The sequence below is a fragment of the Parvibaculum sp. genome, from assembly GCF_045863935.1.
Classification (GTDB): Bacteria; Pseudomonadota; Alphaproteobacteria; order Parvibaculales; family Parvibaculaceae; genus Parvibaculum.
The window spans coordinates 37,513-55,380 of sequence record NZ_BTVP01000008.1; the positions used below are offsets into that span (position 1 = coordinate 37,513).

Sequence of the window (17,868 nt, forward strand, 5' to 3'; positions counted from 1 at the left end):
GATTTCAAGGGCCTCTGGTTCTTCGCGAGTCTACCAGCCGACGAATCCTTGCGCACCCTCGCACGCGACCGCTCTCACATGCGTGCCGCCTGCGCGGACCTTCCAGTTTCGCGCTGTTCTCCGCCCATCCCGTGAAGGGCAAGCTCCTCCGGCGCAAAATCGTCGACCGCTATGACGGCGGCCACGGCCTTCCGGTATTCGGCGACCTGCTCGGCTTCGGCTGCCGTGATGTTCCCGGTGGCGACGGCGGTCTCAGGGTCGTCGATCGCCGCCTTGCGCATTGCGTCTCTTGATTTTTCTGTCAGCACGGAAAGGCTGAATGCCCGCTCCAGTGTGGCGATGGCGTCGTTTCCGCGGCCTCGATGGAGGCCCGAGGTGAGGCGGTCCCTGGTAGCTGAAGGAGCCATCAGGATTTCGGCGCACCTCACGGCAACCTTGTCTCTTGGCCCATGCCGGTGGGGACCGAGTGGCTGGATCAGAAATTTGCACAGCCCCGCGGCGAAGCGGTTGGGCAGGTTGGCAAAAAGTTCTGCAAAGCGACGGTCGATCGTGGCAAGCCCTTCTTCCATCGAGTAGGCGAGAAGCGGAAGGTCCTCCGTCTGTCGCCCGTCGTCCTCCCAGCGTTTGAGCACGGCGGAGAGGAAATAGAGCTCCGAGAGAATGTCGCCGAGCCGCGCCGAGAGCATTTCCTTGCGCTTCAGTGCGCCGCCGAGCGTCAGCAATGCGAAATCGGAGAGAAGGGCGAAGCTGGCGGCTGCGCGCGAGAGCTGCCTGTAGTATGGGCGCGCCTTCCCGGCCTTTGGCGAGGGAGAGATGAGCCCGCCGGACCAGTTGCGTATCCACGCGCGCCCCGCCGTTTTGAGCCCGTGTCCGACATGCGCCCAGAAGGCTTCGTCGAACCTGGTGAGGGCCAGCTCCCTGTCTTCCTCTTCGAGTGCATTCATCTCCTTCAGAAGGTAGGGGTGCGCACGGATCGCCCCCTGACCGAAGATAATGAGGTTGCGCGTGAGAATATTGGCGCCCTCGACCGTTATGCCGACCGGCACCGCGCGATAGAGATTGCCGAGATAGTTGGACGGGCCGTCGATGACGGCCTTGCCCGCGTGGACGTCCATCGCGTCATTCACCGCCTGGCGCATCTGGTCCGTCGCATGCGCCTTCATGATGGCGGATATGACGGCGAGCTTCAGCCCGCTGTCGAGTCCGGCACAGGTGAGGCGTCGTGCCGCGTCGAGCCGGTAAGCCGTGGCCGCGATTGCACCGAGCCGCTCCTGCACGCCTTCGAACTTGCCGATGGGAATGCCGAATTGTTCGCGGACCCGCGCATAGGCGCCTGTCGTGCGGGCACAGAAGGCTGCAGCCGCCGCCGAGAGCGAAGGAAGCGATATGCCTCGCCCGGCTGCAAGCGCCGCCATCAGCATCTTCCAGCCCTTGCCGAGCTGTGCCTCGCCGCCGATGACGTGATCGAGCGGAATGAAGACGTCCTTGCCTTCAGTGGGACCGTTCTGGAACATCTGGAAGGAAGGAAGATGACGCCGCCCCGTCGTCACGCCGGGCAGGTCGGTCGGCACCAGCGCCACGGTGATGCCCAGCTCCTCCTCATCGCCGAGAAGATGGTTCGGGTCGCGCAGCTTGAAGGCGAGCCCGAGAACCGTTGCGACGGGTGAGAGCGTGATATAGCGCTTGTGCCAGTTGAGCCTTATGCCGAGGACCTCTTCTCCTTTCCATGTATCGCGGCAGATGATGCCGCTATCGGTCATGGAGGCGGCGTCGGACCCGGCCTCCGGGCTCGTAAGTCCGAAACAGGGCACTTCTTCGCCGCGCGCGAGCCGGGGCAACCAGTATTCGCGCTGCTCTTCCGTGCCGAACTGCATGAGGAGTTCACCGGGGCCGAGGGAGTTCGGCACCATCACAGTGACGGCCGCCGTCGCCGACCGGCTTGAAATTGTTCGGATCACTTCGGAATGGGCAAAGGCAGAGAATTCAAGACCGCCATACTTTTTCGGCACGATCATGCCGAAGAAGCGGTTGCGCTTGATGAAGGTCCACATTTCGTCCGGAAGATCGCCGTCTTCCCACGTGATCTTCCAGTCGTCGAGCATGTCGCACAGCTCTTCGACCGGACCGTCCATGAACGCGCGTTCTTCGGAGGTCAGCTCAGGTCTCGGCGTGTCGAGGAGCCGCTGCCACTCCGGGTTGCCGGTGAAGAGGTCGGCCTCCCACCACACGTCGCCCGCTTCGAGAGCTTCACTCTCCGTCTCCGACATTGTCGGCAGCACGCGCTGCGCCCAGCCGAAAATCGGCTGGGAAATTCTATTCCGACGGAATTGATGCCAGTCCATGCTTCATGAACTTGTCCGGGCGAGCGGAAAGTCAAGGCGCACGGCCGCCGCATGGCTGTGGTCGTTTCGGCTCACACAGCGAAAACGGCTCACTTGTCCGTGTAGGGAGGCGCAATGACCGGCCGCGCGCCGCCGCGCGAAATCGAAAGACTGAGCAGGACGGCGGGTATGAGACCAAGCACAACGATCATGAGCGCCGCGGTGCTTGCCTCGCCGAGTTTCTCGTCAGATGCGAGGCGATAAGTCCGCGTCGCAAGCGTCTCGAAGTTGAAGGGACGCAACAGCAACGTCGCCGGAAGCTCTTTCATCACGTCGATGAAGACGATGAGCGCCGCGCTGGCGAGGGCGCCCCGCAGAAGGGGGATGTGGACGGCCGAAAGGACGCGGCGGGGTGTCGCGCCGAGGCTTCGGGCGGCGGCATCGAGCGTCGGATGAATTTTCTCGAGCCCGCTATGCGTCGCGTTGTAGGCGGCGGTCAGGAACCGCGCGATGTAGGCGAATGTCAGTCCCGCGATCGATCCCGTGAGAATGAGGCCAGGCGAGAAGCCGAACCTGTCCATCGCGCCGGCAAAGGCGTGGTCGATCCCGGTCGAAAGCGTGAGAATGCCAATAGCGATCATGGCGCCGGGAAGGGCATAGCCGAGCGTCGCGAGCCTTATCGATATGCGATTGAAACGCGTGGGGTGCAGCCTCTCGCCATAGGCGAGTAGAAGCGCGAGCGCTGTCGCGATTGCTGCCGCCACGGCGGCGACGAAAAGACTGTTCCATGCAAAGCCGAAGAAGCTGCGTCCGAGCAGCGGATCGCCTTGAAGAATGGCATAGCGCAGCAGCACCCCGGCAGGAATGACGAACCCGAGAATGACGGGAAGGGCGCAGGCGATACTTGCCGCCCAGCGCGCAACACCATGGAGCGCACGCGGTTCCGCGGCCCGGTCGCGGGCAAGCGGATTGGCGACGCGCCCGCGCCGTCCGATGATTTCGATGAAGACAAGTGCGATGGCGAAGACGAAGAGCCATGCCGCGATCTGGGCTGCCGAAAGCACATCACCAAGATTGAACCATGTCCGGAATATGCCCGTGGTGAGCGTCGGCACGGCGAAATAGTCGACGACCCCGAAATCGGAAATCGTCTCCATCAGGGCGAGAGCGAGCCCGCCCGCTATGGCGGGACGCGCGCAGGGCAGGGCGATCCGCAGGAAGGCTCGCCAGGGCCGCGCGCCGAGCATGCGCGCGGCATCGAAGAGCGCCGCCGACTGCCGCTCGAAGGCGGTGCGCGCGAGGAGATAGACGTAAGGGTAGAGAACGAGGCTCAGCATCATCGCCGCGCCGGGAAGCGAGCGCACCGGCGGAAAGTGATATTCACCGCCCTCCCAGCCGGTGATGCCTCTCAACGCACTCTGCACGGGTCCTGCGAAGGAAAGAAGGTCGGTATAGACATAGGCGACGATATAGGCCGGCGTGGCGAGCGGCAGCACCAGCGCCCAGTTGAAGAGCCGCCTTCCGGGAAACTGCGCGGAGACCGTGAGCCAGGCGGTGCCGACGCCGATCAGGGCTGTCATCGTGGCGACGAGCGCCATGAGTTTGAGCGTGTTGAGGATGTAGTCCGGAAGCACCGTCGAGCGCAGATGCGCCCAATTCTCGCTGGCCGGAGCGCTCAGGCTCCAAAGCACGGTAAGGGACGGCGCAAGCACCACGAGCGCGACGGCGAGCGCCGCCAGCGTCCACCCCGAGCCGAGCCGCAGCCTTGCCCGCTCCGCGATGCGCAGGCCGCGGGGGCGGCGATCTTTTTCCGTGACTGACATGGCGCAGTTGTGACAAATACCGCGGCGGGCGGCAAAGTAATTTTGCCACGCATTTGCATGTGATGCGGCGATAAGTCCCGCCCCGAGAGGAGCTTTGATGTCCCTGGCGTTCCGGAACGTCGGCCATAGCTATGGCAGTCATCGGGTGCTGTCCGGCGTTTCGCTGGAGGCGCGGCCGGGAGAGATCCTTTGCCTGCTTGGACCGTCCGGCAGCGGCAAGACGACCCTGCTGCGGCTGGCCGCCGGGTTGGAGGTGCTGCAGGAAGGCAGTATCGACCTTGGCGGCGCGCGGCTCGCGGCGCCTGGCCGCGACGTGCCGCCCGAGCGGCGCTCCTTCGGCATGGTTTTTCAGGACCATGCCCTTTTTCCGCATCTGACAGTGGCGGAAAACATAGCCTTTGGCATTGCCGGAAGGCCCAGGGACGAGATCCGCGGCATTGTCGCCGAACGTCTGGCGTCGGTGGGACTTGCGGGCTTTGAAGAACGCTATCCGCACACGCTCTCCGGCGGTCAGCAGCAGCGCGTGGCGCTTGCCCGGGCGCTTGCACCTTCGCCGGCTGCCATGCTGCTCGACGAACCCTTTGCGAGCGTCGACGTCACGCGCCGCCGCGCGCTTCGTGAGGAGGCGCGGCGGGCCCTCAAGGCCGCCGATGTGGTGACGCTCGTCGTGACGCATGATCCCGTTGAAGCCATGGAGATTGCCGACCGCATCGCCGTGATGGAGGGCGGCCGGATCGCGCAATGCGCCACGCCCGAAGAGCTCTACACAAATCCGGCAAGTGCTTTGGTGGCATCGCTTTTTGGCGAGGCACAGCGCTTTCCCGCCGTTGTCGGCCGGGGCGCCGCGGTAACCGCCTATGGCGCCATTCCCACGGAGGATTTTGAGGATGGCGCGGCGGTCGAAGTGATCGTGCGGCCCGAAGCGGTCACGCTTGAACCGGCAAGCGGGCCGAACGACGCTTTCAAGGTCGGCGACATCCGTTTTCTTGGCCGCGACTGGCTGATCCTGCTTTCAAGCGAGGCCTTCCCGGCGCTTGAACCGCTCCGCGCCAAATTGTCCGATCTCGACAGCCTTGCGGTTGGCGAGATGGTCTCGATCCGCTTCGACCCGCGCGGAACCTTCATTTTCGGCGTCTGACGCGACCTTTCGCCCCGCCAGGCCGTCTTGCGCCTGCTTTGTCCAAGGGTTAGGCTTTCAGTGCAATTGCAAATCGTTATCAAAGAAAGTCGCGGTTTCCCTATGTTTCGCTTGCTTGCCGCCGTCCTCATCCTTGCTTCGGGTCTTGCCACCGCCGTTGGTGCGAAGGCCGAGACGCAGGAGGTCAACATCTATTCGGCCCGTCACTACGACACCGACCTCGCCCTCTATGACCACTTCACCGAGGAAACGGGCATCCGCGTGAACCTGATCGAAGGCGAAAGCGACGAACTCATCGCCCGCATCGAGCGTGAAGGAAAGTACAGCCCGGCGGACATTCTCGTGACGGTGGATGCGGGGCGGCTGTGGCGCGCGGAGGAGGGGGGGCTCTTCTCGCCGGTGCAATCGGAAGTGCTTGAGACAAGGATTCCCGCGCATCTGCGCCATCCCGACGGGCTCTGGTTCGGCCTGTCGAAGCGCGCGCGGATCATCGTCTACAACAAGAAGATGGGCCGCCCCGACAAGCTCGAAACCTATGCCGATCTCGCCGACCCTTCGCACAAGGGCGAGATCTGCATGCGCTCCTCATCGAACATCTACAACGTCTCGCTGCTCGCCTCGATCATCGAGCATGAGGGCCAGAAAGCCGCAGAAAACTGGGCGAATGGCGTGGTTGCGAATCTTGCGCAGCCGCCGCAGGGCAACGACACGTCGAACATCGAGGCGGTGGCGGCGGGCGAGTGCCGGATTTCGGTGGTGAACACCTATTATGTCGGACGCATGCTCGGTTCGGACGATCCCGCAACCGTCGCGGCGGCGGAGAAGGTCGGACTGATCTTTCCGAACCAGGACGATCGCGGCACGCATGTAAACATCTCCGGCGCGGGCGTGCTGAAATATGCGCCGAACCGCGAAAACGCCATTAAATTCATAGAGTTCCTGACGGGCGATTGGGCGCAGAACGCCTTCACCGAAAGCAATCACGAATATACGGCGGTGCCCGGCGCGATGAAGAAGTCGCCGGTGAAGGGCACAGGACCCTTCAAGGAAGACGAGATCAACGCGAGCGCGCTGGGCGCAAACCAGGCGGAAGCCGTGCGCATCTTCGACAGGGCCGGCTGGAAGTAGAACCGGGGATAAACACGGTCCACTGTCATCGTAATGTCATCGAACCGTTACAATTGAAAAACAGGCCGGGTACGGAGCAATTCGTACCCGGCATTTTTTATGCCCGGATGGGGGATAACTAGACGAGAATCGCGCGCGATCCGTTCTCGCGGGTGAGGATTTCCACCTCGACCTCGAAACAGGCACCGAGCCCGGGACCCGTCATGACCTCCTCCGAGGGACCGGAGGCGAGCACGCGCCCGCCGCGCAGCAGGATGACGTCATCCGCATAGGCGATGGCGAGGTTGAGATCGTGAATGGCGGCAAGGACGCCGACCCCCTCTCTGGAGAGGCGGCGCGCGATGTCGAGCACCATGCGTTGATGGCGAAGATCGAGGGCGGAGGTCGGCTCGTCGAGAAGGAGATAGCGCGCGGAACGCCGCGTCTCCTCCGGACGGCGCCAGATCTGCGCGATGGCACGCGCGAACTGCACACGCTGCTTCTCGCCGCCCGACAGCGTCTGGTACGAGCGGTGGCGGAAGGCATCAATGCCCGCGAGACGGCAGGCGGCGGCGATGGCCGCCCCGTCGTCGAGCTGGTCGGGCGTACCCGAAAAGGGAAGGCGGCCAAGCTCCACCACTTCTTCGCAGGTGAAGGCGAAGTCGAGCGCCGAATCCTGCAGCAGCACGGCGCGGCGCTGCGCGAGCGCACGGCCCGGAACGGCGGTTATGGACGCGCCTTCGAAATGAACCTCGCCCGCATCCGGACGGCGCTCGCCCGCGAGAACGGAAATGAGCGTCGATTTGCCCGCGCCATTCGGTCCGATCAGCGCGGTGAGGCGGCCGGGCGCGACCCTCGCATCGACGCCGTCGAGAAGACGCTTGCGGCCGACGAGAACGGAAATGTCGTGACACTCGATCACATCGACCTCTTGCGGTTGATAAGAAGCCAGAGGAAGAAGGGGCTGCCGATGGCCGCCGTGACGAGACCGATCGGAAGTTCGGCGGGAGCGACGACGACCCGCGCGAAACTGTCGGCGGCGAGCAGGAGCGCTGCGCCCGCGAGAACGGAGCCCGGCAGCACGATGCGGTGATCGGGCCCGGCGAGCATGCGCACCACATGCGGCACGACGATGCCGACGAAGCCGATGACGCCGCTCACCGCGACGCAAGAACCGACGGCGAGCGCGCCGGCGATCATGACCGTGTGCTTCAGCCGGTGGACGGGCACGCCGAGATGCAGCGCCTCGCGCTCGCCGAGCAGCATGGCATCGAGCGCGCGGGACTTCGCAAGGATCACGCCCATAGCGAGCGTCACGGGAAGGGCCGTGAGCGCGACGGCGTGCCATCCACCGGAGGCAAGACTGCCCATGGTCCAGAAGGTGAAGTCGCGGATCTGCGTGTCGTTGGCGAGATAGACGGTGAAGCCGGTGAGCGCGCCGGTGAGCGCATTGATGGCGATGCCCGCGAGAAGGAGCGTCGCCGTCGCGGCCTGGCCGCGCGACTGCGCCAGACCCTGAATGGCGAAGGTGGCGCCGATGCCGCCCATGAAGGCAAAGAGCGGCAGAAGAAAGGGCGAGGCGAGGAAAGGCGCGGCGCTTGCGACGAGACCGCCGAAAACGATGATGACGACGGCCCCGAGCGCCGCGCCGCCTGAAACCCCGATCAGGCTCGGATCGGCAAGCGGATTGCGGAAGAGACCCTGGAAGGCGGCGCCCACGCCCGCAAGCGACGCGCCGGCAAGGACGGCGAGCAGCGCGCGCGGCAGCCGGATCATCTGGATGACGGCGGCGGTCTGCCCGTCGACCTCGAAGCCGAAAAGCGCCCGCAGCACGTTGCCGGCGCTGATCGGCACGGCGCCCGTGACGAGGGAGAGAATGAAGGCGAGGCCGAGCAGCCCGGAAAGGCCGCCAAGGATCGCCGGCCGCCTGAGCGCGCGAGAGGCGTGAAGGCTGCTTTCGGCGATCTCGCTCATTCGGCCTCCGTCCAGGGGCGCGCCGGGAGAGCCGCGAAATCGTGCTCGGGATGAAGTTTCGCGGCGAGGTCGTGGACCGCATGGGCAAGGCGCGGCCCGAAGCCCGCAAGATAGAGCGCATCCATCGCGACGAGGCGTCCCTCGCGCGCGGCGGGGGTCGGCGCGAGCGCGGCCTGCGAGAAAACGGCCTCCGCCCCGCCAAGCGCCGCGACCGTGTCTTCGGTCATGAGGATGACGTCCGGCGCGGCAAGCGTCGCCGCTTCCGGCGAGAGAGGCTTGTAGCCGCTGAACGCGGTGACGGCGTTCTCGGCGCCCGCGAGTTCGATCATGGCGTTGGCCGCCGTGCCCTTGCCGGAGACAAGCATCGGACCGCGCCCCGCCTGCAACAGGAAGAGGACGCGCGGCCGCGATGTCACGCGCGCTACATCCGCCTGCACAGCGGCGATATCGGCGCGGAAGGCGCCGGCGAGTTCGGCGGCCTGCTCTTCGCGTCCGAGCGCCGCGCCGAGCGCTGCGATGTGCTCTGCGACGTCATCGGGCGTATAGCCGTCCTTCAGCTTCACCACACGGACGCCCGCGGCGGCGGTCTGCGTCAGCGCTGCTTCGGGGCCTGCCTCCGAGCCCGCGAGGATGAGGTCGGGCCTGAGCGAAAGAAGTCCTTCGGCGGAGAGCTGGCGGACATAGCCGACATCGGGAAGCGCATCGGCCGACGAGGGATAGAGGCTGGTCGTATCGACGCCGACGAGACGGTCCGCCGCGCCGAGCGCATAGACGATCTCGGTTGTCGAGCCGCCGACGCTGACGATGCGGGTTTCGTCGGCATGGGCGGGGAGGGTGAGGGGGAGGACAAGCATGATGCCGTACCCATTCCTCGTCATGACCCGCTTCATGCGGGTCATCCACGTCTTGGCCTTTTGGCTGAAGGAAGAAAGACGTGGATGGCCCGGACAAGCCGGGCCATGACGATTTTGGGATATGGATACGTCCCTCTTCAACATATTCATGCTCACGCCGCTTCCCTTTCCGTCAGGCCGTTGACGATTTCGCGCCAGGCGAGGTCTTCGGGAACACCGGGCTTGCGCTTGCCGAAGAGCGTTGCGATCAGCGTGCCGTCCTTGTCGAAAAGTTCGAGCGAGGTGACGGTGCCGTCCTCAGTCGGCTTCCAGACGACCCAGGCGCTGTCGATGTGATCCTCGCGCAGATGCAGGTTGAACTTCTCGTCCATCACGTTGAACCAGGGGCCCATGGGCTGCAGGTTCTCGACGGGGCCGGTATGAATCTGGATCATGCCGGGATTGCCGACAAAGACCATGACCGGCACCTCGCGCGACCGCGCGGTTTCGAGCGTGGCGCGGAGCGAGGCGGCGGGCACACGGGCCGCGCGGCCATCGCCCGCGAGACGGAGGCCCTGAAGGCGCTCGACCTTGAACGTCGTGAGAAGGCCGTGGAACTCATGCGTGTCCGTCAGCGCATCCCAGGCGGCGCGGAAACCCGCGACATCGATGTCGCTGTCGGGCAGCGCCTTTTTCGGCGCCGGGCGCGCGGTGACCTCGATGGGCCCCGGCTCGGTGGCGAAGCGTTCGATCAGCGCGTCGAAGGCATCGCAATCCGATCCTTCGGTCTGGTAGATCTTGTGAATTGCCGTGCCGTGCGCGTCGAAGAATTGCAGGCTGCGGCGCAGGCTCTCGTCCTGCATGGTCTCGGTGACGGCGAAGCCGAATTTCCACTGCGTGAAGAAGATGCGCAGGTCGATGTCGTCGCCGACGATGAGGCCGACATGCGCGCCGCCTTCAAGCGCGCCATAGACGCCCTTGCGCTCATGGACGACGGATGCGTTGCGCGTCAGCGCCATGACGCGGCCAAGTGCGCCGACGCCGCCGATGATCTGCGTCCATTCCGGGCGAAGCCGCGTGACAATGGATTTCTCGTTACCGAGCGCGACGAGCTCCGCCTCGCTGATGCCGAGCTTCCCGGCGAGATCGCGCGCGCGAAGGTTCGGTTCCGCGGCGAGGATTGCCGCGCGGCGTTCCATGAGGGATTGGGTGGATGAGGTGACAGACATGATGCTTCCTTTCATCTGCCGTTGTTAGCGGGCGCCCCGATCATCTGGAGCCGGTGAGAACGAACTCGACGGGCATTTCGACGAAGGCGATGACGGGCCGCCCGTTGCGGATCTCCGGCTCGAAGCGCCATTTGCGGGCGGCCATGAGCGCGGCGTGGTCGAGCAGCGCATAGCCCGAGCTCGCGAGCACGGCGACGTCCATCGGATCGCCCCTGCGGTCGAGCTTGATGCGGACCTTGACGATGCCTTCCTGATTGAGGGAACGGGCGCGATCGGGATAGCGCGGCGGGCGCGGCCTGTCGCGATAGCGAGGATTGAGGACGAGAATTTCATCCGCCTGCTGACCGTTGGTTTTCTCGAGGCCCTTCGGGGCGCCTTGCCCGGCGCCCGTGGCGAGGGTTGGCGCTAGAGATGCCGTCTGCTGCGGTGCGGCTGGCTTCACGAGGGCCGCGCGCGCCTCGGGGCGCGGTTCGGGCCTGGCGTCGAGCGCCACTTCCGGTTTCACCGGAATGGCGGGCGCGGCGATGGGTTCGGATTCGATTTGCGGCTGCGGCTCGACCGGCGCGGCGGGAGCGGGAGACGGATCGGAAAGTTCGATAAGGGTGACGGAAAACCCGTCCGGGAGACCGCGCGGCGCGGGCGCGCCTTGCGCGTGCCACCAGGCGAAGAGGCTCGCAAAGACGGTGGCGTGGAGAAGAAGAGAGACCGCCACCGGCTTGCCCAGCGCGCGATGGTTCCAGGCGAGAGCGGAGGAACGGTCGCTCGTGCCTTTCATCATTGGCTGGCTTGCGGTGGCGGTCATGCTCATCGGATCGGGCTCCTCAGAACTTGATCGTCGCGTTGACGCCGAAGTTCCGGCCCGGCTGCGCATAGCGGCCGACGATGGCGCTGCCGGCGGCGAGGCCGGAGACATCCTGCGAGTTGTAATATTCCTCGTCGAAGATGTTGAAGACGCCGGCGTTCAGCGTGAAGCGCTCCGACATTTCGTAATAGGCCATCAAGTCGACCACCGTGTAGGACGGCGCTTCGAAGTTGCCGGTGGTGACGCGATCGTGACGCCAGGCATGGGTCGCGACGAGCTGCGAGCCCCAGACATTGCCTTCATAGGCAAGGCCGGCAACGGCCTTTACGGGATCGACGGAGTCGAGCGGCGCGCCCGTGCCGTCGTCCTCGCCATGCGCATAGGCGAGGCTGCCGCGAAGCGCCCATTCCGGCAGGAAGCGGTATTCGCCCTTGGCTTCCGTGCCGTAGATCGTGACTTCCGACAGGTTCTGGTACTGGAACTGCATCAGGCCGCCGCCGGAGAAGCCGACGAACACGGTGTCGATGAAGTCTTCATACGTGTTGTAGAAGCCGGACAGCGAGAAGCTCGAGCCATCGGCATAGCCGCCGCGCAGACCCGCCTCGAAGCCGTCGGACGTTTCGGGCTTCAGGTCGGCGTTCGGCAGGATTTCATAGCCGTAGCCCGGATTGGAGAAGGCGAAGTTCGCGTTGTCGTAGGGCGGCGCGCGGAAGCCGTGCGCGTACTGGCCGAACAGCGTGTACTCGTCCGTCACGTCGAAGGTGAGACCGAGCTTCGGCGAGACTTCCGTCTCTTCCTGATCGTGAACGGGGATCGAGCCCGCCGTCGAGTTGAGGAAGAGCTGGTCCACTTCCGGATGCATCTTGAAGTAGTCGACGCGCACGGTCGGGATGACGCCGAGCCGCCCGATATCGATGCTGTCCTGAACGTAGAGACCGGCCTTGATGGTCTTCGTGTCCGGGAAGTTCTTGTTCGGGAAGGTTTCGTCGTTGAACGGGAAGTAGGACGAGGTGGTGTTCGTCGTGAGGTTCGTTTCTGAACGGTAGCGCGGGCGCGAGGTTTCGGTGTAGTCGACCGTGCCGCCGTAAGTGAAGTTGTGCGAGACGCCCGCCCAGTCGCGCGAGAGGCCGAACTGCAGGTCGGCGCCGAAAATATCCTGTTCGAATTCAAAATCCGACACGCGGTAGTAGTTGGTGAGGCCGTCGGTGAGCGTCTGTGTCGTGTGCTCGGTGCGGTCGACACGCGTGTAGAAGACCTTCGCTTCCAGATTGTCGGCGATGGCGAAGGGCGTGTTGTGCGAATAGGCGGCGCTCAGAAGTGTGCGCTGCGTATCGTCCTCCGCCCGGGAGCCGGTGACGGTCGAGAAGAAGAAGGGCGAGGTCGAGGGCACCGCGCCGCCGGCATCTGTGAGGAGATCAGTATCCGTCTGGTCCTCGTCGTGCTGGGCGGTGAATTTCAGCGAGTTGCCCCAGAGACCGTTGAAGACGAGCTTGCCGAGGAAGGAGTTAGACGAATAGTCCTGCGGGTTGTAGAGCGCGTTCGAATTCGGCTCGGTCTCGTGCCCGTCGCGGCGCGTGAAGATGCCGAGCATCTCGACATTGCCCGCGCGCTTCACGCCGGTGAGCGATTCCGTGAAGCTCTGGTCGGCGCTGTCGTAGCCGCCCTTGATGCTGGCGTACCAGTCCTTGTCGAGACCTTCGAGGTAATCCGCCGGGTCCTTGGTGACATAGGCGACGGTGCCGCCGATGCCGTCCGAACCGTAAAGGGCGGAGGACGGACCGCGGATGATTTCCACGCGCTTCATGCTCTCGAGGTCGACATAGTCGCGCGTGTAGCTGCCGGCCGCCGTCGAGGTGATCGGCGAGTCGGGCACCGGCAGACCGTCCACGAGGACGAGCACGCGATTGCCGCCGATGCCGCGGATGACGAAGTTGCCCGATCCGGCGCGGCTGGACGAGTCGCCCACAGAGACGCCGGGCTCGTAGCGGACGATGTCTTCCATCGAGTTCGCGTTGTGGCGCTCGAGTTCTTCCGCCGTGATGACGGAGATCGTGCCCGCGACGTCCTTGATGGCGGTCGGGCTGCGCGTCGCGGTGGAGGTCACGGCGTCGAGCTGCGTCGCCTTGGGGGCTGTTTGCTGAGCGGTTTCTTCCGTGGTTGCCGATGTGCCGGCTTCCTGCGCCTGAGCGGCGGAGATCGCGAGGAGGGATGCCGTCGCGAGAAGGAGGGAGAGAAGGGACCGCGGTCCCGTGTGTTTTGTCATTGCCAGTTCCAGTTATGCGAGAGGAAGCATTCCTGGCTGGCTGGCTCCCCGCGAGGCGGGTCTGGCTGGCTCGGTATCTTCGGTTAAGTGCATCCCGGCGTGCCGCCGGTTCTCCTCACTTGATCAGGATCAGCTTGTTGCTGCTGGTGAGCCGGAGCCGGTAATGCCCGGCCCCGTGGCGAATGACGATTTCGCGGCCCCCCGCGAACAGGTCGGCGCTGTCGATGGCAGGGGTCGCCCCCTCCCGCGTCACGCGGATCGTCCTGTCCGTGGCGGTCATGTCCATAAGTCGTCCACAGGTCTTCCGCCCCAGCCCCATCAGCCCGTAGGATGAGCTAATCAATGAGAATGACTCGCAGTAGCATGAGCAATTGACAGACGCAACCGCTATTTCTCCATACAAAAAGTAAGGACTTTTGCGCGTGACATTTCTGCCGGGTGGCAGGGCCGGTAAGGAGGGTGGAGCGGCGCCGGTCCGGCGCCGCCGCAGACGAGGTCAGGCCGTCTGGAGGCCGGCCCTCTCGAAATTCGCCTCGGCGAATTCCCAGTTCACGAGGTTCTCGAGGAAGGCATCGACATAGTCCGGCCGCCGGTTCTGGTAGTCGAGGTAATAGGTATGCTCCCAGACATCGGTGGTGAGGAGGGGAACGTCCTTCCCGTCCGCGATCGGCGTCTCGGCGTTCGGCGTGCCATAGACCTTGAGCTTGCCGTCCTCGCCGATGACGAGCCAGCAATAGCCCGAGCCGAACTGGCCGGTGGCCGCTTCCTTGAACGCCTTCTTGAACTTGTCGAAGCTGCCGAAATCCTGCGCGATGCTGTCCGCGAGCGCGCCCGACGGCTTGCCGCCGCCCTTCGGCGCCATGGAGCGCCAGTAGAAGTCGTGGTTCCAGACCTGCGCGGCGTTGTTGAAGAGGCTCTTCTTCCCGTCATCGCCGGCCACCTTGCGGATCAGCGGCACGAGTTCGAGACCGGCGAGGTCCGTGCCCTCGATCATCGAGTTCGCCTTGTCGACATAGCCCTTGTGATGCTTGCCGTAGTGGAACGACAGCGTCTCCGCGGAGATGTGGGGTTCGAGAGCGTTCTTCTCGTAAGGAAGGGGAGGGAGTTCCAGCATGACGTCGTTTCCTTTTCCTTTGAGTGCCCGCCTCCCCTTGTCACTTCGACCGCCGGGCCTCCGGTTTCAAGGCCCGCGTCACGGCCTTTCCGGAATAAGGGGTGGAAAAATACGAGGAAAAGCGCGAGGAACGCTCGCCTTGCAACGCATGGGCGCGATCCCCACATATTTCTACGAAGCGGTGCCGCCTGGCGGGCCGCAAATGGCAAAGTCGCCTGGATGCGGGACTTTGGGACATGACACGCGTGATGCAGTTCAACAGCCCCTTTCTGCTGGGCTTCGATGCGCTGGAGCGGATGCTCGAAAGAGCCGCGAAGGCGTCCGACGGCTATCCGCCCTACAATGTCGAGCAATTGCCGACGGTTGAGGGCGAGGCGCTTCGGATCACGCTGGCAGTCGCCGGATTCTCCCGTGAAGAGCTGTCTGTCACGGTCGAGGAAAACCATCTCGTCATTCGCGGCCGGCAGCTCGAAGAGGAAGAGCGCACCTATCTTCACCGCGGCATCGCCGCACGCCAGTTCCAGCGCTCTTTCGTGCTGGCCGACGGCATCGAGGTGAAGGGCGCGCGCCTCGAGAACGGTCTTCTTGTGATCGATCTCGAAAAACCGGAACCCGCGCGCACGCTGCGCACGATCGAGATTGCGGAAGACGAGCCCGCAGCTCCCGCACGCCGCGTCACGCGCGATGCGGCCCGCTCCCCGGCGACCGAGTGAGCCCTTCGCTTCGTTGAGTAAGGAAGGGCCGGAAAGGAGAAGAACAATGCAGAACGAATCCGATTTCGATGCCGCAGGCGACGAAACGACCGGCTGGGGCGTGAGCGACTTCCGCAAGCTGACGCCGGAAATGTTCGCACAGGCAGGCATGCCGAACATCGTTTATGTGCGCGAGATCCTCGCCGGCGAACTGGCGGGTGAACTCGGCTCCGAACTCGACGTTCCTGCCGACACGCGTCTCTATTCCGTGCACGCCGCGAACGGCCAGCGCATGGCCGTGCTCGACGATCGCGACGCCGCCTTTGCGGGCGCGCGCCAGTACGATCTCGAGCCGCAAAGCGTGCACTGAACGCACGACACGACAAACGGAAAAGCCCCGCTCGGGAGAGCGGGGCTTTTGTTTTACGTATTGCGTGAAATCTCGGGAATGTTCAGGAAGTAACGCGTGTGCCGGAGTTCACCGCTGCGCAGGAGCGCGCCCTTCGTCGTCAGGTCCCGTAAATCCCTGGTAGCCGTTGCACGCGATGTCTGCGCGATGGAAATATAATTCTCGGCGCTCAATCCGCCCGTGAAGCCGTCGGGGCCCTCGCGGAACATACGCGCAAGAACCTTGTCCTGCCTCTCATTCAGAAGGCCCCGGAAGCGGTCGTAGAATTTCGTCTTTCCGATGAGAAATTCGATCTGGCGATGCGTCTCTTCCTGGGCAGCGAGTACAGTGTCCGCGAAATAGACCAGCCAATCCGTGATCTCATTGCTACGATTGGCGTGCGCGAGGGCGTCGTAGTAGTCGTTGCGCCTGCGCTCGATCGTGCGCGCGAGCGCGATGAGCGCCGGTGCGCCCTGCGACTGCGCGAGAGATTTTTCCGAGACCGCCCGGCCGATACGGCCATTGCCGTCCTCGAAGGGGTGGATGGACTCGAAATAGAGATGCGCGGTGCCCGCACGTGCAAGCGAGGACAGGGGGGTTCCCCTGCCCGGGCCGGTGCCGTTGAACCAGTCGATGAAGCGTTTCATCTCGGCCGGGACTTTCGCCGAGGGCGGGGCCTCGAAATGAATCTTCTGCTTGTGAATGAGCCCGGATACGATCTGCATGGCGTCTTCATGCGTCCGGAAGGCACCGATGTCGCGAAGATCTGTTCGGCCCTGCATCAGCAGGGCGTGCCACGCACAAAGCATGTCGCCGGACAGCGGCGTCTCCCATGAACGGTAAAGACCGACCATCATTTCGGCGATGCCCCGCTCTGCAGGCGTGGCCTTGCGGTTGTCCGCCGCGAGGCCGAGCTGCTTGCGGATGGAAGACTGGATGCTGTCGCGATTGAGGCGTTCGCCCTCGATTTCGGAGGTCTTGAGCGCTTCGGTACTCATGAGTTCGACCGTCAACAGCTCGCGGTCCCCGGCACCCAGATGAATGAAGGCGCCAAGCAGCAGACCCGAATTGCGAAGAAAGCGGGTTTCCCGGGCCTCGAGGACCTGTTGGTTCCAGGAAAAATCCGGCCAGTCCGGTTGCTGCCAGTTCCAGGTCATGAGCTATAGAAATCCCTTTCTATAGCTCACGATATACCGCTTTGTGAGTTATAGAAACCTTTCCTATAACTCACGCTGGAACCTCGAGCGGGAACCCACGCTGGTGCGGCCGACAGAGGCCTCAGGCCGCGTTCGTTGCCGCCGGTTCGGTGAGGATGGCGAAAAGGGCGGAGGCGTCTTCCGAGGCGCGCAGCTTCTCGACCACGGACGGATTGCGCAGGAGCCGCGAGATGCGGGCGAGCGCTTTCAGGTGGTCGGCGCCGGCGCCTTCCGGCGCGAGCAGCAGGAAGATGAGGTCGACCGGCTGGTCGTCCACGGACTCGAAATCGATCGGCGTGTCGAGCCGCGCAAAAAGACCGTGGAGACGGTCGATTTCCGGCAGCTTGCCGTGCGGGATGGCGATGCCCTGGCCGACGCCCGTCGAGCCGAGGCGTTCGCGTTCGAGCAGGGTTTCGAAGATTGCCCGCTCGGAGAGCCCGGTCACCTTGGCAGCGCGCTCGGAAAGCTCCTGCAGCGCCTGCTTTTTGCTGGTGACTTTCAGATGGGCGATGACGCCCTCCGGCTGCACCAGATCTTCAAGCTCCATAATCCGAATCCTGTTCTGCGAAGCCGCCAGACGCACGGGGGTTTCCCGCGTCTCCGACTGGGGCTTGCCCGGAACGGCGCGGCTGCTGCCGGGCCGGGGTTTCGCCTTCAGAGTTTCAAGCCTTTTGAGCATCGCGGCCTGTGTCGATCCAGCCGATATTCCCATCGGGGCGGCGATAGACGAGGTTGAGACCGCCGCTACCGCCGTTTCGGAAAACAACGAAAGGAGCGTCGCTCAGATCCATTTGCATCACGGCATCGCCCACGCTGAGCGCGGGGATGGAGGTCGTGCCTTCCGCGATGATGACGGGCTGTGCATCTTCGGCCATCTCCTCATGTTCGTCGCCGGCTTCGATGACGAAGGAGGGATAGGCTTCGGCCGGAAGTGCGGCCTTGTTGTTGTTATTGTGATTCTTCAGCCGGCGCTTGTAACGGCGCAGAC

17 protein-coding genes are annotated in these 17,868 nt (G+C 64.3%); 4 read left to right on the top strand and 13 right to left on the bottom strand.

Translation table 11 applies throughout. The features are described 5' to 3' along the window. Positions 1-74: 74 nt before the first annotated feature. Together ACKUUH_RS05115 and ACKUUH_RS05120 are read right to left on the bottom strand one after the other, a co-directional pair. Positions 75-2,342: an acyl-CoA dehydrogenase gene (locus tag ACKUUH_RS05115; RefSeq protein WP_407948794.1), complete on the bottom strand. Its 2,268-nt coding sequence runs from the start codon at positions 2,340-2,342 to the stop codon at positions 75-77. A gap of 89 nt (positions 2,343-2,431) precedes the next feature. After that, positions 2,432-4,144, bottom strand: a complete 1,713-nt coding sequence (locus ACKUUH_RS05120; protein WP_407948795.1) for an ABC transporter permease — start codon at positions 4,142-4,144, stop codon at positions 2,432-2,434. Between the two features lie 97 nt (positions 4,145-4,241). Between ACKUUH_RS05120 and ACKUUH_RS05125 the strand changes: the two genes are divergently transcribed. Beyond that, positions 4,242-5,282 carry an ABC transporter ATP-binding protein gene (locus ACKUUH_RS05125; protein WP_407948796.1) on the top strand — a complete coding sequence of 347 codons (1,041 nt, stop codon included), beginning with the start codon at positions 4,242-4,244 and terminating at the stop codon, positions 5,280-5,282. 102 nt (positions 5,283-5,384) lie between these two features. After that, positions 5,385-6,410 (top strand): Fe(3+) ABC transporter substrate-binding protein, encoded by a 1,026-nt coding sequence (locus ACKUUH_RS05130; RefSeq protein WP_407948797.1) that lies wholly within the window; start codon positions 5,385-5,387, stop codon positions 6,408-6,410. Positions 6,411-6,528: 118 nt separating this feature from the next. On the opposite strand, the gene ACKUUH_RS05135 is transcribed toward ACKUUH_RS05130, so the two are convergent. From ACKUUH_RS05135 to ACKUUH_RS05170, 8 genes are all read right to left on the bottom strand, one after another. Continuing rightward, a complete protein-coding gene (locus ACKUUH_RS05135) occupies positions 6,529-7,311 on the bottom strand; it encodes a heme ABC transporter ATP-binding protein (RefSeq protein ID WP_407948798.1) in 783 nt (260 codons plus the stop codon). Then, entirely contained in the window at positions 7,308-8,363 is a 1,056-nt protein-coding gene (locus tag ACKUUH_RS05140; protein WP_407948799.1) for a FecCD family ABC transporter permease, read from the bottom strand. Before ACKUUH_RS05140 ends, ACKUUH_RS05135 begins: the two co-directional genes overlap by 4 nt. Next, complete coding sequence (locus ACKUUH_RS05145) at positions 8,360-9,241, bottom strand: hemin ABC transporter substrate-binding protein (RefSeq protein WP_407948800.1); 882 nt, start codon at positions 9,239-9,241, stop codon at positions 8,360-8,362. The genes ACKUUH_RS05140 and ACKUUH_RS05145 overlap by 4 nt, the downstream gene beginning before the upstream one ends. A 128-nt stretch (positions 9,242-9,369) precedes the next feature. Continuing rightward, the gene (locus ACKUUH_RS05150; protein ID WP_407948801.1) at positions 9,370-10,425 is read right to left on the bottom strand and encodes a hemin-degrading factor; all 1,056 of its coding nucleotides are present in this window, start codon (positions 10,423-10,425) and stop codon (positions 9,370-9,372) included. Between the two features lie 40 nt (positions 10,426-10,465). Then, positions 10,466-11,233: a TonB family protein gene (locus ACKUUH_RS05155; protein ID WP_407948802.1), complete on the bottom strand. Its 768-nt coding sequence runs from the start codon at positions 11,231-11,233 to the stop codon at positions 10,466-10,468. A gap of 13 nt (positions 11,234-11,246) precedes the next feature. Next, positions 11,247-13,490 carry a TonB-dependent hemoglobin/transferrin/lactoferrin family receptor gene (locus tag ACKUUH_RS05160; protein WP_407948803.1) on the bottom strand — a complete coding sequence of 748 codons (2,244 nt, stop codon included), beginning with the start codon at positions 13,488-13,490 and terminating at the stop codon, positions 11,247-11,249. 115 nt (positions 13,491-13,605) lie between these two features. Continuing rightward, a complete protein-coding gene (gene hemP, locus ACKUUH_RS05165; protein WP_407948804.1) occupies positions 13,606-13,776 on the bottom strand; it encodes a hemin uptake protein HemP in 171 nt (56 codons plus the stop codon). Positions 13,777-13,986: 210 nt separating this feature from the next. Then, positions 13,987-14,604: a superoxide dismutase gene (locus tag ACKUUH_RS05170; RefSeq protein ID WP_407948805.1), complete on the bottom strand. Its 618-nt coding sequence runs from the start codon at positions 14,602-14,604 to the stop codon at positions 13,987-13,989. A 236-nt stretch (positions 14,605-14,840) separates the two neighbouring features. Here ACKUUH_RS05170 and ACKUUH_RS05175 point away from each other — a divergent pair, with 236 nt between their 5' ends. Further along, positions 14,841-15,317, top strand: a complete 477-nt coding sequence (locus ACKUUH_RS05175) for an Hsp20 family protein (protein WP_407948806.1) — start codon at positions 14,841-14,843, stop codon at positions 15,315-15,317. Between the two features lie 46 nt (positions 15,318-15,363). Next, complete coding sequence (locus ACKUUH_RS05180) at positions 15,364-15,666, top strand: DUF1150 domain-containing protein (RefSeq protein ID WP_407948807.1); 303 nt, start codon at positions 15,364-15,366, stop codon at positions 15,664-15,666. A gap of 53 nt (positions 15,667-15,719) precedes the next feature. Here ACKUUH_RS05180 and ACKUUH_RS05185 read toward each other — a convergent pair whose 3' ends face one another. The 3 genes from ACKUUH_RS05185 to ACKUUH_RS05195 all read right to left on the bottom strand — a co-directional run. Next, a complete protein-coding gene (locus ACKUUH_RS05185) occupies positions 15,720-16,841 on the bottom strand; it encodes a Fic family protein (protein WP_407948808.1) in 1,122 nt (373 codons plus the stop codon). Positions 16,842-16,962: 121 nt separating this feature from the next. After that, positions 16,963-17,427 (bottom strand): PTS IIA-like nitrogen regulatory protein PtsN, encoded by a 465-nt coding sequence (gene ptsN, locus ACKUUH_RS05190; protein ID WP_407948809.1) that lies wholly within the window; start codon positions 17,425-17,427, stop codon positions 16,963-16,965. Positions 17,428-17,542: 115 nt separating this feature from the next. Beyond that, positions 17,543-17,868: sigma 54 modulation/S30EA ribosomal C-terminal domain-containing protein (locus ACKUUH_RS05195; protein WP_407948811.1), on the bottom strand; the 326-nt coding region annotated here is incomplete at its 5' end.

Excerpts from the sequence above, each read along its gene's own strand:
- ACKUUH_RS05115 (WP_407948794.1), bottom strand. The coding sequence starts at position 2,342 with ATGGACTGGCATCAATTCCGTCGGAATAGAATTTCCCAGCCGATTTTC.
- ACKUUH_RS05120 (WP_407948795.1), bottom strand. The coding sequence starts at position 4,144 with ATGTCAGTCACGGAAAAAGATCGCCGCCCCCGCGGCCTGCGCATCGCG.
- ACKUUH_RS05125 (WP_407948796.1), top strand. The coding sequence starts at position 4,242 with ATGTCCCTGGCGTTCCGGAACGTCGGCCATAGCTATGGCAGTCATCGG.
- ACKUUH_RS05130 (WP_407948797.1), top strand. The coding sequence starts at position 5,385 with ATGTTTCGCTTGCTTGCCGCCGTCCTCATCCTTGCTTCGGGTCTTGCC.
- ACKUUH_RS05140 (WP_407948799.1), bottom strand. The coding sequence starts at position 8,363 with ATGAGCGAGATCGCCGAAAGCAGCCTTCACGCCTCTCGCGCGCTCAGG.
- ACKUUH_RS05145 (WP_407948800.1), bottom strand. The coding sequence starts at position 9,241 with ATGACGAGGAATGGGTACGGCATCATGCTTGTCCTCCCCCTCACCCTC.
- ACKUUH_RS05150 (WP_407948801.1), bottom strand. The coding sequence starts at position 10,425 with ATGTCTGTCACCTCATCCACCCAATCCCTCATGGAACGCCGCGCGGCA.
- ACKUUH_RS05155 (WP_407948802.1), bottom strand. The coding sequence starts at position 11,233 with ATGAGCATGACCGCCACCGCAAGCCAGCCAATGATGAAAGGCACGAGC.
- ACKUUH_RS05160 (WP_407948803.1), bottom strand. The coding sequence starts at position 13,490 with ATGACAAAACACACGGGACCGCGGTCCCTTCTCTCCCTCCTTCTCGCG.
- hemP (WP_407948804.1), bottom strand. The coding sequence starts at position 13,776 with ATGGACATGACCGCCACGGACAGGACGATCCGCGTGACGCGGGAGGGG.
- ACKUUH_RS05170 (WP_407948805.1), bottom strand. The coding sequence starts at position 14,604 with ATGCTGGAACTCCCTCCCCTTCCTTACGAGAAGAACGCTCTCGAACCC.
- ACKUUH_RS05175 (WP_407948806.1), top strand. The coding sequence starts at position 14,841 with ATGACACGCGTGATGCAGTTCAACAGCCCCTTTCTGCTGGGCTTCGAT.
- ACKUUH_RS05180 (WP_407948807.1), top strand. The coding sequence starts at position 15,364 with ATGCAGAACGAATCCGATTTCGATGCCGCAGGCGACGAAACGACCGGC.
- ACKUUH_RS05185 (WP_407948808.1), bottom strand. The coding sequence starts at position 16,841 with ATGACCTGGAACTGGCAGCAACCGGACTGGCCGGATTTTTCCTGGAAC.
- ptsN (WP_407948809.1), bottom strand. The coding sequence starts at position 17,427 with ATGGAGCTTGAAGATCTGGTGCAGCCGGAGGGCGTCATCGCCCATCTG.